This window comes from Paenibacillus oryzisoli (assembly GCF_001653565.1).
In the GTDB taxonomy this organism is placed as follows: Bacteria; Bacillota; Bacilli; order Paenibacillales; family NBRC-103111; genus Paenibacillus_E; species Paenibacillus_E oryzisoli.
This window is the reverse complement of the sequence record NZ_LYPB01000094.1, coordinates 116,981-131,396: the sequence shown is the minus strand read 5'-3', so window position 1 is coordinate 131,396 and position 14,416 is coordinate 116,981. Positions and strand designations below refer to the sequence as shown.

Below are 14,416 nucleotides of genomic sequence, written 5' to 3'. Positions count from 1 at the left end.
TATGTCAGTTCCAATGCATCAACTACCCGAGCAGCAGCCTTCCGTGTGGCAGCCAACAAGTGTGGAGGAAGCGATTCAATTGAAGCATAAATGGGGCAAAGATGCTGTCTTTGTTGCTGGAGGTACGTGGCTTCGCACGCGCTGGGAAAATGGGCTCGCCCCGATGCCGAAGTATTTCATTAGTCTGGGACGCATTCCTGTACTCTCGGGATTAACGGTTAATTCCCAAGGTCAAGTTCAAATAGGCCCTTCCTTAAGCATTGCAGATTTGATGAAAAACGAGTTGGTTCAGCAGAAATATGGACTTCTCGTGCAAGCTTGCTCAGAGATTGCAGCTCCGTCGATTCGTAACTTAGCCTCCATTGGTGGCAATGTGATGACACGTACAGGGGATCTGATTCCCGCATTGCTTGTGATGGATGCACAGATTCGGTGTACGAATGGTCAGGAGGAGCGAACCATTGCTTTGAAGGATTGGCTGGCCGCTCCACAAGGTGTTCATGAAGAGATTATGACAGGAATTATTGTGGAGGCCGGGGGAGAGGAAGTAGAAGAGCAAGGGCAAGGGCAAGAGCAAGGTCAAGAGCAAGGGCGAGAGCAAGGGCAAGAGCAAGAGCAAGAGCAAGGGCAAGGGCAAGGGCAAGATCAAGATCAAGATCAAGACCAAGTGCAAAAGAATGAGTTCACCCATGAGTTCTACCTCAAGGTTGGACGCAGAGAGGCGTTCACACCATCAGTAGTCACGGTCGCGGGGAGGCTCTCCCTCCAAGCCGATGGGATGGTTATCAACATTGCCTTGGCTGCTGGTGGAGGCAACACAATTCCTGTGAGGTTCACAGATCTCGAAGCGGGAATGATCGGGAAGCCTTTAAACAAGGCAGTTTTGCAGGGGCTACACAAAGGGGTCATAGCAGACTTTAACGCTGTAGCCGATGATTATGCAGGGGTGGCATACCGCAAACTGACGGCAGCGAATCTAATCATTTCGGAGTGCTTCAAAGCCTGGCGCAAAGGGGGCGGAGCCTATGCTCCTTAATCGGAATGCGAAGAAATGGATCATAAGACCAGATGGCAAGGAGAAAGTGACGGGAGCGCTCCGTTATCTCACTGATTTAACAGCGCCAGGCATGCTGCATGGGAAAGTGTTGCGGAGTCAATACCCGCATGCTTGGATTCTTTCTATCGATACAACGAAAGCCAAACAATTACCCGGCGTGCGTGTGGTGTTAACAGCTGAAGACGTACCAGGGTTGAATTTATTCGGGATTGCTTTTCCTCATCAGCCGGTGTTTTGTCAGGATCGTGTGCGCTACATTGGTGATGCGCTGGCATCTGTTGCGGCAGATACGGAGGAATTAGCAGAATATGCACTAAGCCTCATTGAAGTCGTGTATGAGCCGCTTCCCCTTGTAGATAATCCAGAAACCGCGCTGGAAGCGGGGACGATTATGCTGCATCCCGAAGGGAATCTGCTTCACCAAACCTCCCTACAGCATGGGAAAACGAATATCTTGGAAATTTTCGATTCCTGTACACATGTCGTAGAAGAAACCTATTTAACGCCTCGACAAATGCATACGTATATGGAAACCGAGGGTGGTCTATTTATACCTGAGGATAATGGCAGGTTGACCGTTTACTCGCCGACCCAGCATGGCTACAAAGATCGTTTCCAGTTGGCACGAATTCTGGGTATTCCAGAAGAGCAAATCAGAGTCGTTTCCAGTCCGATTGGCGGCTCGTTTGGTGGGAAAGATGAGCTCAATGTACAGCCCTTCGGCGCACTGATGGCACGGAAGTCAGGCAAGCCGATCAAAATGCACAATTCCCGCCGTGAATCAGTGATTTCCGGCATTAAACGACATCCGATGCGGATTACGATGAAAACGGGAGTCGATCAAGAAGGCAACCTGCTCGCGCATCAAGTTCGCATCCTTGCCGATACAGGGGCGTACGCGACACTGGGGTGTGAGGTGTTGAATTTTGCCACCGAACATGCCATTGGTCCTTATACAATCCCGCATGTTGACATAGAAGCCAAGAGTGTCTATACGAATAACGGTGTATCCGGTGAGTTTCGGGGCTTCGGCGGCAATCAGGTCATATTCGCGGTGGAGAGCCAAATCGAACGTCTTGCCGAGAAGCTCGGCCTGGACGCCTGGGAGCTGCGCAAGCGTAACCTGCGCCAGCCCGCCGATCCTGGCCCGATGGGCCAGCCCATCGTGGCGACCGAAGGCGCCGCCCAGGTGTGGGCGAAAGCGCAGGCGTCGCCCCTCTGGGCGGAGCGCCAGCGCTACGCCCAGCCTCAGCCGGCAGCTGCTGCGCAAGAGCCTTGGCTGCGCCGAGGCGTCGGCGCTGCGCTGGTGATGCACGGTGCCGGGCTCGGCCTCGGCATCCCCGATCATTCCGGCGGCCGCATCGAGCTCACGCCGGAGGGCAAGATCCAGGCCTCCTTCGGCTTCGAGGAGTTCGGCCAAGGGCTCTATGCAGCACTCACGTTGATGCTGCAAGAGAGCTTCGGCTGCGCCGCCGATGACATCAGCATCGTCATCGGCGATACCGACCGCGTGCCGAGCAGCGGGTCGAGCACGGCCTCACGCGCCACCACGATGATGTGGCGCGCGCTCCAGCGGCTGAAGCCAGCCTTCGCGCTGGCGCTGCTGGAGCAGGCTTCGCTGGTCTGCGGCGTTCCGGCCGCAGACCTCGCAACCGGCGCAGGCGGGATTCATCACAAGGGTGATGAATCCGGGGAGCCGGTTGTCACGTATGCGGAGGTCGCTGCGGCAGCAGCTGCGCCGATCCTCGCGCATACGGAGTTCGACTACCCGACGACGCCCGAAGGTCGGGTCGGGGCGCACTACCTGTACTCCTATGCTGCCGCCATCGTAGAGGTAGAAGTCAATATGCTGACCGGTCGGGTCAAGGTGCTGCAGACGGATCATGTCATTGCTGCAGGGCCTGTCATTAATCCGATGGGTTATCTAGGACAAATTGAGGGCGGCAGTGTGATGGCTTTAGGCTATACGTTAACCGAGGATGCTGTCATGAAGGATAGCCGATACCTCAGGCATAACTTGGATACCTACCTCGTGCCTACGTTCAGTGATAGCCCCCACCGTATTCATGTGGAAGCGATCGAAGAACTGCCGGAGGGAGATCCATTTGGCCCTCGCGGCGTTGGAGAAATTGGTTCTATCGGTTTGGCTCCTGCCATAACGGCGGCAGTACGGCAAGCGACAGGCATTTGGGTAAATAAGTTGCCCATATCACCAGAAGACATCGTGCAATCCATCGATTGGTTAGAAGGGGTGGAGGCCAGTGATTGATACATCTTATGTGTTAGAGTGCTCCATTAACGGGAAGGCAGTGTCAATTCCAGTCCCCGCATCCAAGCGGATGTCAGCGATTTTGAGGGATGATCTGTTGATGACTGGCACCAAAGTTTCTTGCGAGATTGGGCGCTGCGGCGCTTGCATGATTCTCCTGGACGGTCAGCCTGTGAATTCCTGTTTACTGATGGCGTACCAGGCGTCGGGCAAGGAACTCACGACCATTGAGGGGATATCAGCAGGCGAAGAGCTGCATCCGATTCAAGAGGCGATGTTAGAGGAAGGGGGATTGCAGTGCGGCTACTGTACCGCAGGCATGGTTGTAACGTTAACCGCGTTGTGGGAAGCAAATCCTGCTCCGACGAGGGCTGAAGCTGAGAAAGCATTGTGCGGGAATATTTGCAGATGCACAGGGTATGAGGGGATTTTCAGAGCAGTAGAGAAATGTGGATTGTCTATAAAAAGAGAGGGGTAGAAGCCAATGAGAAAAACCATACTGTCCTTAACTGCTATTATGTTAGTCATTTTGAGCGCCTGCTCCGCAAAGAGTTCGACGACAGAATCGAGCACGGCGCCTGCCTCCTCGGCAGCTATTTCCACTGCAGCGTCTACGACAGCAACAACAGAGAAGAAGCTGCCACGGGTTGCGTTTGTCTATATCGGCGTTCCGGGAGATGGCGGCTGGACGTTTGAACATGATCAAGGCCGATTGATGATGGAGAAGGAACTAGGAATTAAAGCGACAACGGTTGAAAATATTCCAGAAGGACCTGACGCTGAACGTGTATTTGAAGAGTTGGCTCAGAAAAATGATATTATTTTCGGAACCTCCTTCGGGTATATGGACCCCATGGTTGCGGTGGCGGCGAAGCATCCGAATGTGAAATTCTTGCATGCTACTGGCTACAAAACGGCACCGAACTTAGGCACGTACATGGGACGCGAATATCAAAGTGCTTATCTGGTCGGTATGGCTGCTGGGAAAATGACGAAAAATAACCATATGGGTTATGTTGGGGCCTTCCCGATTCCAGAGGTAATCTATACGATCAATGCCTTCACGCTAGGTGCGCAAAGTGTGAATCCGAATATCGATGTCTCCGTTGTGTGGAGTAATACGTGGTTTGATCCTGCAACAGAGAAGCAAGCGGCGATCTCCTTGTTGGATAAAGGGGTAGACGTCTTGGCGGCTTACCAAGATTCACCGGCAAGCATTCAAGCGGCTGCTGAACGCAAAGTATGGGGCATTGGGAACGATTCCGATATGGGTAGATTCGCACCCGATACGTACATATCGAACCCGAAATGGAACTGGGGCCCTTATTACGTGAAGACGGTAAAAAGTGTCATGGATGGCACGTGGAAATCTGAAGCTTACTTCGGCAGTATGAAAGAGGGCATCACAGACATAGCACCGCTTGGCAAAAATGTGCCAGCGGATGTTAAAGACCTAGTAGAGAAGAAAAAAGCAGAGATTCTGAACGGTACATTCGAAGTATTCCAAGGCCCAATCGTGGATCAAGACGGCAAAACACGCTTCGAATCCGGAAAGAAGATGACAGACGAAGAAATCCTTGGCACGACTTGGTTTGTTAAGGGAATTAAGGGTGTTATACCTAAATAAAGCACAAAGGATGTGAGTGGCGATGACAATACAAGATATCGCATTAATTCACGAGTGGCACCCGGTGTTGTTGTCGTCAGTACTCACGGATAAGCCAGAGGCAGTCATTGTACTAGGGGAGAAAGTAGCGATATTCCGTACCACGCAAGGTGTCCACGCATTTAAGGATCTATGTATTCATCGTGGCGTGCCGCTCTCATTGGGGAAAGTTAAGGGGGATGAGTTGGTTTGCGCGTACCATGGCTGGTCTTACGATGCTTGTGGTACATGCACCAAGATTCCTTCCTTACCGAAGGAGCAGGTGATACCCTCCAAGGCCAAAGCCTATGTGTATGCCTGCGTTGAAGCGCATGGACTAATTTGGGTATGTCTAGGGACACCTGCGGGACTTTTGCCTAAAGTGAGTGCTTATGTGCCAGAGGGTTTCAAAGAAGTACTCATGGGGCCTTACACCCTGCAAGCAGCAGGTCCTCGCATTATTGAGAATTTCCTCGATGTGTCCCACCTTATGTTCGTGCATGAGGGATTACTGGGCGATAGTGATTGGGCTGAAATCAATGATTATCATGTTGTGGAAGAGGATGGCGTTCTACGTTCTGACGAAATCATCATCTATCAGCCGGATGCAGACGGGACGGGGCGTGGGGTGAATAGTCGTTATGTGTATGAGGTGTTCGGACCTTTATGTGTAGCTTTTACGAAAAGAGACGACGTATCCGATCATATCTTTCGGTTGTTTCTCATGGTACTGCCAGTTACGGAGCAGACTAGTGTGGCTTATATGTTGAAGCAAAGAAACTATGCGTATGACGAGCGGGATGAGGTATTCATCCAATTCCAAGACAGGCTCATTGAACAGGATCGGATCATGGTTGAGAATCAAAAGCCGGAGTTGTTGCCGCTAGATTTGCAAGCGGAGCTGCACTTGAAGTGTGACCGTTTGAGCATCGCGTACCGCAAACGGCTGCGTGAGTTAGGCGTCACATTCGGGACGGACTAGCGAGAATTGTCGGATCAGGGAAGAGTAGTGCGAAGGACATGCATACGAATTAAAAAAAGGATTGTATAATTAGCATGTGGCTAATATGCAATCCTTTTTTGTATTTGGTAAAATAAATACGACTAGATTACCACCAATAGTTAGAAGGCTCATTTGCTTGTTGTTTTCTTGTGTCTGAAGGAGTTGTAAATGTTTGGATAAGTGCAGCTGTTTCTTTAGCGGATAGAGGTTGAGCCACCATGAATGAATCCGCTTGCTTGCGCAATTCAGCGCGCTTCACTGCTTGTACGGAACGTTGTAGTTCTGGGTTTAGTTGAATAATTGCCATTGGTTTAGCTCCCTCTTTTTTAATAGTAGGTTACAGAGTAATTATAGCAAAATATTGAAACTAAGGGGAGAGTAAATTGAAATTAGCGGCGAAAGTATGTGTGAGTATTTCCTTGATACTCTTCATTTCTTTGCAGATCTGGTGCTCGTTTATTACCTTTCATTTTCCATATAACGGCATTTACTTGGACACTGCTCGTACAGACGAATGGATCGTCAGTAAGCTTGAGGCAAATAGCACGAATGATAAGATTCACATTGGCGATAAAGTTGTTGCCATTGATGGAGAATCACCAGGTGAATGGTCAACTGTCAAGCGATGGAATGTAGTAGAGAAGGCGAACACGGTCGTGATTTGGAGAGATGGCATCGTAGAATCTATTGATTTGAGGACAAGCCGACCCGCTCTGTTCGATATCGTTTCGCTCGCGGAAGAATTCGTCTGTCTCTTCATGTGCATCTTATTATTGGTAAGGGAAAATCGTTCGCCGTCTGCACGATTGCTCGCATTCTCGTTTCTTAGCGCTGCCCTCATCTTCATGAGTTTAGGCGCTTCCATGCGGGGCGATTTAATAGGCAAATTAATGATTGCAAGCTCGATGATGGTATTGCCAATTGTCTTTCTACATTTCCTTGTGGTGTTCTTCAAAGAAAAGGGAGACATGGTGCTCCCTAAGGGGCATTTTAAATATTTATATGGGATAGCCTTTCTAGCTTTCATATTGCGAGGTCTATATTTCTTTCCTTCGATGGCTTTCGTATATCAGCATGACGGATCTGTGACGATGGGATTCTTCATCATTGTAATTTCCTTGAATATTTCCCTGCTGGCAACGTTATTCGTGAAGGTTAGGAGGGCGCAGACACCACTTGCTGGTATTATCAAAAGTGTATTTTACTCATTACTCATTTCATTCCTACCTATTATCTGTCTGTCCTTCATACCACAGCTTATAATTGGAGAGTGGATATTTGATCCTATTTATACCAGCTGGCTATTATTGATTTTTCCAATTACGTTCTCCTATTTAATAGCTTCCGATCAGTTATACGATATTGGTCTTGTTGTACGGCGGGTTGTATTCGCGAGTCTTATGGCGGTTGTGCCCGTTAGCTTGTTTACAGGAGCTTTTGCTATTATTTTTCATGGGGAAACGAATGGGAAGCAAATTTCTTTCGTGTTCCTAGGCTCAATTTTCCTTCTTTCAGCTATGTTGTACGCAGCCGAATATTGGACGACGAGATTAGAACCCTATTTGTTCCCAAGGAAATACATATTGCAGTCAGCGCTCAAAAAGATTTCTAAAAACTTAGGGTCAATTTCGAGCTTTCGAGATTTAAAGGATATCATCCTTGTTGATATCGTTAACACTTTGCAAGTGACGGGTGGTGCGATTGTTTTTCGGCATAAAAACGATATTGAAATTATCTGCGAAGGTGAGGTTGATACGGCGGAGATCCAGCGGTTGGTGAACTCATCTGCGATTCTCGATCATCCTGATTACACGTTTATGGAAATGAATTGCAATGAGGAATACACAAGCTTTCTCATCGTGACACGAAAGAAGACGAACACACGAATCGCGAAGGAAGAGTGGCAGTGGCTGCAATTAATCACCTCTTATTTAGAAGTGAGTATGGAAAATGTGTATCTGATTCGTAAGTTAACCGGCAGACTGCAGCAAATGGTTTCTCACCTTCCGCAGGAAGAACATCTCTGGTTACGGAAGGTGATGTTCGAGTTGCAGGAGGAGGAGCGTGTTCGAATTGCCACCGATCTTCATGATACGACGATGCAGGATTTATTTTTCCTCAAGCGAAGATTAACTACGTTGGCAGAGAAACCTTCGATGCGTCAGGAAGATCGTGAACAGCTCAACAGTATGAACAACTTCGTGGAAATGATTAATGCTAGCTTGCGTCAGAGCTGCTTCGAATTGAATCCTCACCTGCTGAAAGAGGTAGGGTTGAAGCAAACTTTGAAGACGTTCGTTGAGAAGGAATCCTATACGACGCCGTTCGAGATTTCATTCCGGGCTGAGCAAATTGCCGACATTGAGGGCAAGGATTTATCGGCCAAACGGCATATTTTCCGGATTGTACAAGAATTACTTAACAATGCTAAGAAACATTCACAGGCGGCTAACGTGAGCTTTCATCTGTGGGAAGAAGATCATTTCTTCTACTTAAGTTATCGGGACGATGGCGTAGGGTTCCTTGTAAAGGAAGAGGTTGCCGTTGAAATCGCCGCATCCGGTATGGGACTTGCTTATATGAGAAGTCGCGTGCTGCACGTAGGCGGGAGCTTTGAACTGGAGACTGCCGAAGGAGAAGGGACCCACATTCTAATCACAATACCAACTGAGGAAGTGATAACAACATGAGTGAGATCGTCAAAACATTGGTGGTTGATGACCATCCTTTATTTGCAAGAGCGACAAAGACGTTGCTTGATGAGATAGATCGTATCGAAGTAGTTGGGGTTGTTAGCAATGCTAAGGAATGCTTGGAGTATGTGAAGCTGCATCAGCCTGGGCTCGTGTTTCTAGACTACCAGCTCCCTGATCAGACGGGCACAGAGGTTGCCGCACAGCTTAAGCAGCTCTATCCACAAATTCATGTTGTCATCTTTACGGGCATCGAGTTGGCCGGTATTTATAATAAATTGATTGAAATGAAAGTAAGCGGTGTCTTGTCGAAAGAGTCGACGGAGCGGACGATTAAGAATATGGTGTATTGTATTTTGGATGGATATACGATGATTCCGCTGTCTTTTTTCAACCAAATGCAATTACATGAGGCTGATGCTGGAGAAGAGTGTGAACTGCAAGAGGAAGAAGTGCTCATGATGAACATGCTGGTTAAAGGCGCTACACACGAACAAATTGCGGAACGAATTTTCATGAGTAAGCGTACGGTTGACAATTATTTGCGTAAAATTTATGACAAATGGGGCGCCAAATCAAGGACAGAAGCGTTGGAGAAGTTTATCAAAAGTAAATATTACACCTGAAAGTAGGCGCTTTGCATGCAGGACATTCAGCAGCATATGGTACGGATGATGGATGATTATATGTTTGATGAGGATTTGAAAACGCTGCTGAGATCATGTATGTCAGATAAAGAGACGGCGAGCCTGTCTTGGTCCAAAGTCACATTGAGCACACACGCCATGCTTGGTGGGAGTTCGTCAGACATCCACCGCCGAGCGGCATTGACGGAGTTAATTGTTCTTATCCTAGATATGGTTGATGATCTGCAGGATCAGGATAACGAGACTAAGCCATGGATGCGCGTGGACACGGCGAGTGCGTTGAATGCTGTATTAGCGCTATTGATGGGTGTAGTAGGTGAATTAGGCAAGATGAATGCCAGCGGAACCATGTTGGTCGAAATTAGCAAAATCATTGCTAGATCAATTAATGGCCAGCATAAAGATGTGATTAATGCGGTTTCCACCGTTGATGAATATTTATGGATGACTCAAGAGAAATCGGGTTCCCTATTCCGGCTTGCTTGCTTCCTCGGTTATGCCGATACAGCCTGTACCGAAGGAACGATAGAGCAGCTGCATCAGATCGCCGATTGTGTAGGACTTCTCCACCAGATTCAGAATGATGTGCGAGATCTCGTTCGCTATGATGAGAAAAGCGATTTGATGGCGAAGAAGCGGACGCTGCCGATTCTGTATCTGCTCTCCATTGAAGATGAAGAATTCTCACCTGTGAAGGCGTACTATAGAGGAGAGATCACGGCTGAACATTTGGCAGCAAAAGAAGACGTCGTCAAACAGTTGATCCAGGACTCCGGATGCTTGGAATATGCACGCATTGTGCAATCTGTGTGCACTCAGAAAGCGGAGGAGATCTGGGCAGAGCTTCCGGCGTTATCCCCATGGAAGGAAGAGTTCCGGACGCTCACGTGGGGCGATTTCATACATGATGTTGCGGAAGTGGAGCAGGCCTAGTGCCTGCTCTTTTCGTAACTATAAAGTGATAAAGCGGTTGTTGTAGACATGATTAATATGAGTAGTGAGGTAGTGGTTGGAGCGAGAGTAGGGGAAATCGGTAGAAGTAGAAGTAGGAGTAGAAATAGGAGTAGAAGTAGATGAAGAAATAGAGGCTAGAGGAGAAGTATATGTAGCAGTAGTAGGAGTAGATGAAGAAATAGAGGTTAGGAGTAGGGTTAGGTGGAGAAGTAGATTAAGTGGAGAAGTAGATTAAGTGGAGAAGGAGTAGCAGGGATGGATTGCTGAGTTGGAATGTTGAGTAAGTTGGGTGAATTGCTAAATATCTCCTGAGCCAATTCTGAGACTTAAGTAAATAAATGGATTTTATGTAGTTAAAAATTAGGATTTACCTGCCAAATGCAGTTTAGATGGAAAATATACAGTTAATTTTAGATATATTAACTTATATGACCCAAATAAGTGATTTTAACTACATATTTTACAGTTAAATCGATTTATTGAGTGAATTTCGCGAAAATACCTGTATATTTTCCAGTTAATACCACCCGGTGCAAGGCGCGGAGGTGGAGATCAGGAGTTGCGGGGGTGTGCGGAGCACCGGGACCGCAAGTACGCGTGTGAGAACTACGTAGGTGCCCCGACCTCCCCGACCTCGATTACACTATGGGTGCGATGCATTCTAAGCGCCTAGATTCGAGTAGCATAAAAAAATGATATGGAACGCAAGAATGTTGAATTTTAATCCGAAGCGGTCTTCTGATAAAATTTAGATGGAGTTGGTTGTCGCATTATAGGAGCGAACTTGCATGAAGGGGATGATCCGATAGGATAATCCAGTCATAGAGGCGAGCTTGGAATGGAGGAAGCGCTTGTTTCAGATCCTCATCGTGGATGACGAGCATATTGAAAGAGAAGGGATTAAGCGATTAATCCACAAATATAACCTGCCCCTAGCTGTGTTGGAAGCTGAAAATGGCGAAGAAGCCTTGGAGATGCTTGCATCGCATCCAATTGATATTGTACTAACCGACATCAAGATGCCATTCATGGATGGCCTTACTTTATGTGAGCGGGCACGGGCGCAATTCCCCGAGTTGAAAATTATTATTTTCAGCGCCTATGGAGAGTTTGAGTATGCACAGAGAGCGATTCATTATCAGATATCCTCGTATTTGCTCAAGCCTATTGATGTGAGTGATTTCCAAAGAGCTTTTCAGGAGGTCATTGCGCTCTGCCATAAGGATCAAGAACAAGAAAAGGAAGAGATGTTCTTAGAGATTCTTCATGCTGCGCAAGCTTCCCCCTTACTCTCACGTAAGTTAGATCTCATCGGGCTCGATTTTAGTCAGATGTCTGTTCAATTGATACTCATTGACTATAGTTCATCGGTCTTCGATGTAGAGCACGACTTGCTGCCAGAGAGGCTCCAGGCCGTCATTCATGTACCATTCGATTATGTGAATATGAATGAGAGTCAGAGTCTAGTCTGTGTGCGATGGAGTCATACGGTGCGTAAGGAAGAGCCCCAGTCATTAGGCAGCAGATTGAAGGCAAGCATTGCAGACGCCTACAACGCAACTTTTACGATGGTCATTTCAAGGTTAATCTACGCGGGCGATGAGTTGGTTCCAGAGTTTAAGCACATGGAGAATGTGCTGGATTATAAATTTTTCTTTCATGAAAGCACAGTACGTTATACAGATGAAAGTCAAGGACAAGAAGAAATAGCGGGCACGATCCCTAAGCTAATGGAAACCCTCTATTGGCATTTGGAAGTCAAGGATCAATTCGGCCTTCGCCAAGGTGTCGAGCTATTCTTTAAGACCATTGATGGAAGTGGGCAGCATTCGGCGATTTATGTGAAATACACATGTACGGAGCTTGCTAAGAAAATATGGGAAATGGCAGGGCATACAGATGTCCATGCCTTTAAATCTATTGTTGAGGCTATATTTGGATGCAAGTCGCTTGCCGAGCTGAAAGCACAAATTCAACTTGTTCTTAGTTTGCTGGATGGTGCTGCAACGGATGTGCATAATCCGGAATTTAGTAAGAAAGTGATTAAGGACATCAGGAAGCTAATTGAAGATAACTACGCATCAGATATCAGCTTACAATGGATTGCAGAGAAGGTGTTCCTTACACAGACCTATGTGAGCTACCTATTTAAACGGGAAGTCGGGCAAACGTTTGTTAAATATCTTACAATGATTCGGATGCACAAGGCAGAGGAATTGCTGCGGGAGACACATCTAACGATTGCAGACATTAGTCAGCAAGTTGGCTATATGAATACTTCGTATTTCTGCAAAACGTTCAAACAGTATCACGGGCAAAGTCCGGCTAAATTTCGAGAGGGAACGGGCTGATGAGAACTTTCCTAGCTTATTTCCAAAACTTAAGGTTTAAGCAAAAGCTATTCATCTCCTATATGGTCGTTTCCATTATACCTGTTGTTGTACTTGGGATGTTTTCTTATCACCAAGCTAGCTCGTTCCTGCTTCAACAGGCAAAACAGAATTTGGATGGAGCCATTAGTCAGATTGCAGAGACGATTAACTACCGCGCGAAGCAACATGAAGCGATCATTAATTCGATCACACAGAATGTTGTCTTTAAGCGCATTTTTATAAGTAATGATGGTGATTTTCCAGTCTTATACCGGGATTATGTGGATCCGTTTTTCAGTAATATTCTTGATTTCAATCGCGATATCTTACAAATCTCGGTGTTTACAGAGAATCAGTCTATACTGCGTGGTGAATATATTTTACCGCTCAGTTTGACATCGGACCTTAAGTGGGCGAATCAGCGGACGCAATCGAAAGAAACACAGTGGAACATTAAGAATGGCAAGCTCTTCGCCACACGGCCGTTCGTTAGTGAAGAGGAAGCGCAATTAGGGAAGGCACCCGCAGTGTTGTTCCTAAGCATCGACGCCGATAGTTTGTTCCAAAGCTTGGATGATATCAAAACAAATGCCTATGGTATTTTGATTTTAGACAGGGATGGCCATCAAATTCTATCGAAAAACATGCACATGAGAGATGAGCTTCCAATCACTTCACTGCCATCCGCCCAGCTAAAGGAACGAATCGGTTCATTTACTATGCAGGGGGCAGATTACATGTACATCACTGCAGATATGGCGGAGCCGGGCTGGAAGCTTGTTTATTTTACCCCTAAGAACGGAATTTCGGTGGATGCCAAGAGCATTGTCAGTGCGACAGCCCTGATCGTCTTGGTTTGTTTGGCTGGCCTGCTGCTCATCATCTGGATGTTCTCCAACACTTTCGTCAAACGTATTATTAAGCTCAATAAGAAGATGATGATCGTTGAAAATGGGAACCTGAAAATTGACGTATCGAGTCAGTCCAGGGACGAAATTGGCCAATTGACGAATCGGTTCGGCAATATGCTCGTCAACATTAACACCTTGATCGAAGAAGTATATCAAAGTAAAATCACGCAGAAAGAGGCGGAGCTTAAGGCGCTGCAGACGCAGATTAATCCCCATTTTCTATATAACACGTTATCGATTATAAACTGGAAAGCGCTAGAAATTGACGCCATGGAAATTAGTCAGATTACGAATACCGTTTCACGCTTCTATCGCACGGTGCTGAATAAGGGGAGAGATTTCATCCCTGTCCGCAATGAGTTAGAGAATGCCAAGGATTATATGCATATTCAAAGTATCATGCATAATTATCGTTTTGATTTCATTTGTGAGGTAGATGAAGCGTTGTTGCGATATGACATGATTAATCTTATTTTCCAGCCAATATTAGAAAATGCGCTAGAGCATGGCATCGATAAGCTCCGTAAAGGGAGTGCACGCGGCTGCATTACCCTGCGAGGTTACAGGTCGGGGGATGATCTGGAGTTCTGCATCGAGGATAATGGGCCAGGTATGAGTCAGGAGATGGCGGTTGAGGTTATTCAACGGAACTCAGTCGGATATGGTTTGAAAAATGTACATGATCGCATCCAGATTCGCTTTGGTCAAAGCTATGGCTTGCGCATTGAAAGTGCACTTGGGCACCGCACCCGTGTATTTCTAAATTTTCCTGTCTATACGGCGGAGGAGATCTCTAGGGCAGATTCAGAATAGATGAGTGAAGGAACACCCTTGAAGTCGGCGTGAAAACGCTTGGACGGAATGG

Annotated in this window: 11 protein-coding genes; 10 read left to right on the top strand and 1 reads right to left on the bottom strand. The window is 47.0% G+C overall.

Going from position 1 to position 14,416, the window contains the following annotated elements:
• Window position 1 precedes the first annotated feature (1 nt).
• The 5 genes from A8708_RS33910 to A8708_RS33890 are packed head-to-tail and all read left to right on the top strand — an operon-like array spanning window position 2 to window position 5,953.
• Window positions 2-1,036, top strand: a complete 1,035-nt coding sequence (locus A8708_RS33910; protein WP_068671377.1) for an FAD binding domain-containing protein — start codon at window positions 2-4, stop codon at window positions 1,034-1,036.
• On the top strand, window positions 1,026-3,326 hold the full coding sequence (pucD, locus tag A8708_RS33905; protein ID WP_068671374.1) for a xanthine dehydrogenase subunit D: 2,301 nt from the start codon (window positions 1,026-1,028) through the stop codon (window positions 3,324-3,326). The genes A8708_RS33910 and pucD overlap by 11 nt, the downstream gene beginning before the upstream one ends.
• A complete protein-coding gene (locus tag A8708_RS33900; RefSeq protein WP_068671372.1) occupies window positions 3,319-3,804 on the top strand; it encodes a (2Fe-2S)-binding protein in 486 nt (161 codons plus the stop codon). Before pucD ends, A8708_RS33900 begins: the two co-directional genes overlap by 8 nt.
• Before the next feature lie 6 nt (window positions 3,805-3,810).
• Window positions 3,811-4,953, top strand: a complete 1,143-nt coding sequence (locus A8708_RS33895) for a BMP family ABC transporter substrate-binding protein (RefSeq protein WP_068671370.1) — start codon at window positions 3,811-3,813, stop codon at window positions 4,951-4,953.
• Window positions 4,954-4,975: 22 nt separating this feature from the next.
• The gene (locus tag A8708_RS33890; RefSeq protein WP_068671368.1) at window positions 4,976-5,953 is read left to right on the top strand and encodes an aromatic ring-hydroxylating dioxygenase subunit alpha; all 978 of its coding nucleotides are present in this window, start codon (window positions 4,976-4,978) and stop codon (window positions 5,951-5,953) included.
• A 127-nt stretch (window positions 5,954-6,080) separates the two neighbouring features.
• On the opposite strand, the gene A8708_RS33885 is transcribed toward A8708_RS33890, so the two are convergent.
• Window positions 6,081-6,281, bottom strand: a complete 201-nt coding sequence (locus A8708_RS33885; protein ID WP_068671366.1) for a hypothetical protein — start codon at window positions 6,279-6,281, stop codon at window positions 6,081-6,083.
• A gap of 76 nt (window positions 6,282-6,357) precedes the next feature.
• Here A8708_RS33885 and A8708_RS33880 point away from each other — a divergent pair, with 76 nt between their 5' ends.
• The 5 genes from A8708_RS33880 to A8708_RS33860 all read left to right on the top strand — a co-directional run bounded on the left by A8708_RS33880 (window position 6,358) and on the right by A8708_RS33860 (window position 14,364).
• Window positions 6,358-8,664: an ATP-binding protein gene (locus tag A8708_RS33880; protein ID WP_068671364.1), complete on the top strand. Its 2,307-nt coding sequence runs from the start codon at window positions 6,358-6,360 to the stop codon at window positions 8,662-8,664.
• Complete coding sequence (locus A8708_RS33875; RefSeq protein WP_068671362.1) at window positions 8,661-9,293, top strand: response regulator transcription factor; 633 nt, start codon at window positions 8,661-8,663, stop codon at window positions 9,291-9,293. The genes A8708_RS33880 and A8708_RS33875 overlap by 4 nt, the downstream gene beginning before the upstream one ends.
• 15 nt (window positions 9,294-9,308) lie before the next feature.
• On the top strand, window positions 9,309-10,247 hold the full coding sequence (locus A8708_RS33870; RefSeq protein WP_068671360.1) for a polyprenyl synthetase family protein: 939 nt from the start codon (window positions 9,309-9,311) through the stop codon (window positions 10,245-10,247).
• An 872-nt stretch (window positions 10,248-11,119) separates the two neighbouring features.
• Window positions 11,120-12,619, top strand: coding sequence for a response regulator transcription factor (locus A8708_RS33865; RefSeq protein WP_068671358.1), 1,500 nt, complete (start codon window positions 11,120-11,122; stop codon window positions 12,617-12,619).
• Window positions 12,619-14,364 carry a sensor histidine kinase gene (locus A8708_RS33860; protein WP_068671356.1) on the top strand — a complete coding sequence of 582 codons (1,746 nt, stop codon included), beginning with the start codon at window positions 12,619-12,621 and terminating at the stop codon, window positions 14,362-14,364. The genes A8708_RS33865 and A8708_RS33860 overlap by 1 nt, the downstream gene beginning before the upstream one ends.
• Window positions 14,365-14,416 lie beyond the last annotated feature (52 nt).

Bases quoted from the DNA above. Each gene is read 5' to 3' on its own strand.
- A8708_RS33910 (WP_068671377.1), top strand. From the start codon at position 2: ATGTCAGTTCCAATGCATCAACTACCCGAGCAGCAGCCTTCCGTGTGG.
- pucD (WP_068671374.1), top strand. From the start codon at position 1,026: ATGCTCCTTAATCGGAATGCGAAGAAATGGATCATAAGACCAGATGGC.
- A8708_RS33895 (WP_068671370.1), top strand. From the start codon at position 3,811: ATGAGAAAAACCATACTGTCCTTAACTGCTATTATGTTAGTCATTTTG.
- A8708_RS33890 (WP_068671368.1), top strand. From the start codon at position 4,976: ATGACAATACAAGATATCGCATTAATTCACGAGTGGCACCCGGTGTTG.
- A8708_RS33885 (WP_068671366.1), bottom strand. From the start codon at position 6,281: ATGGCAATTATTCAACTAAACCCAGAACTACAACGTTCCGTACAAGCA.
- A8708_RS33875 (WP_068671362.1), top strand. From the start codon at position 8,661: ATGAGTGAGATCGTCAAAACATTGGTGGTTGATGACCATCCTTTATTT.
- A8708_RS33870 (WP_068671360.1), top strand. From the start codon at position 9,309: ATGCAGGACATTCAGCAGCATATGGTACGGATGATGGATGATTATATG.
- A8708_RS33860 (WP_068671356.1), top strand. From the start codon at position 12,619: ATGAGAACTTTCCTAGCTTATTTCCAAAACTTAAGGTTTAAGCAAAAG.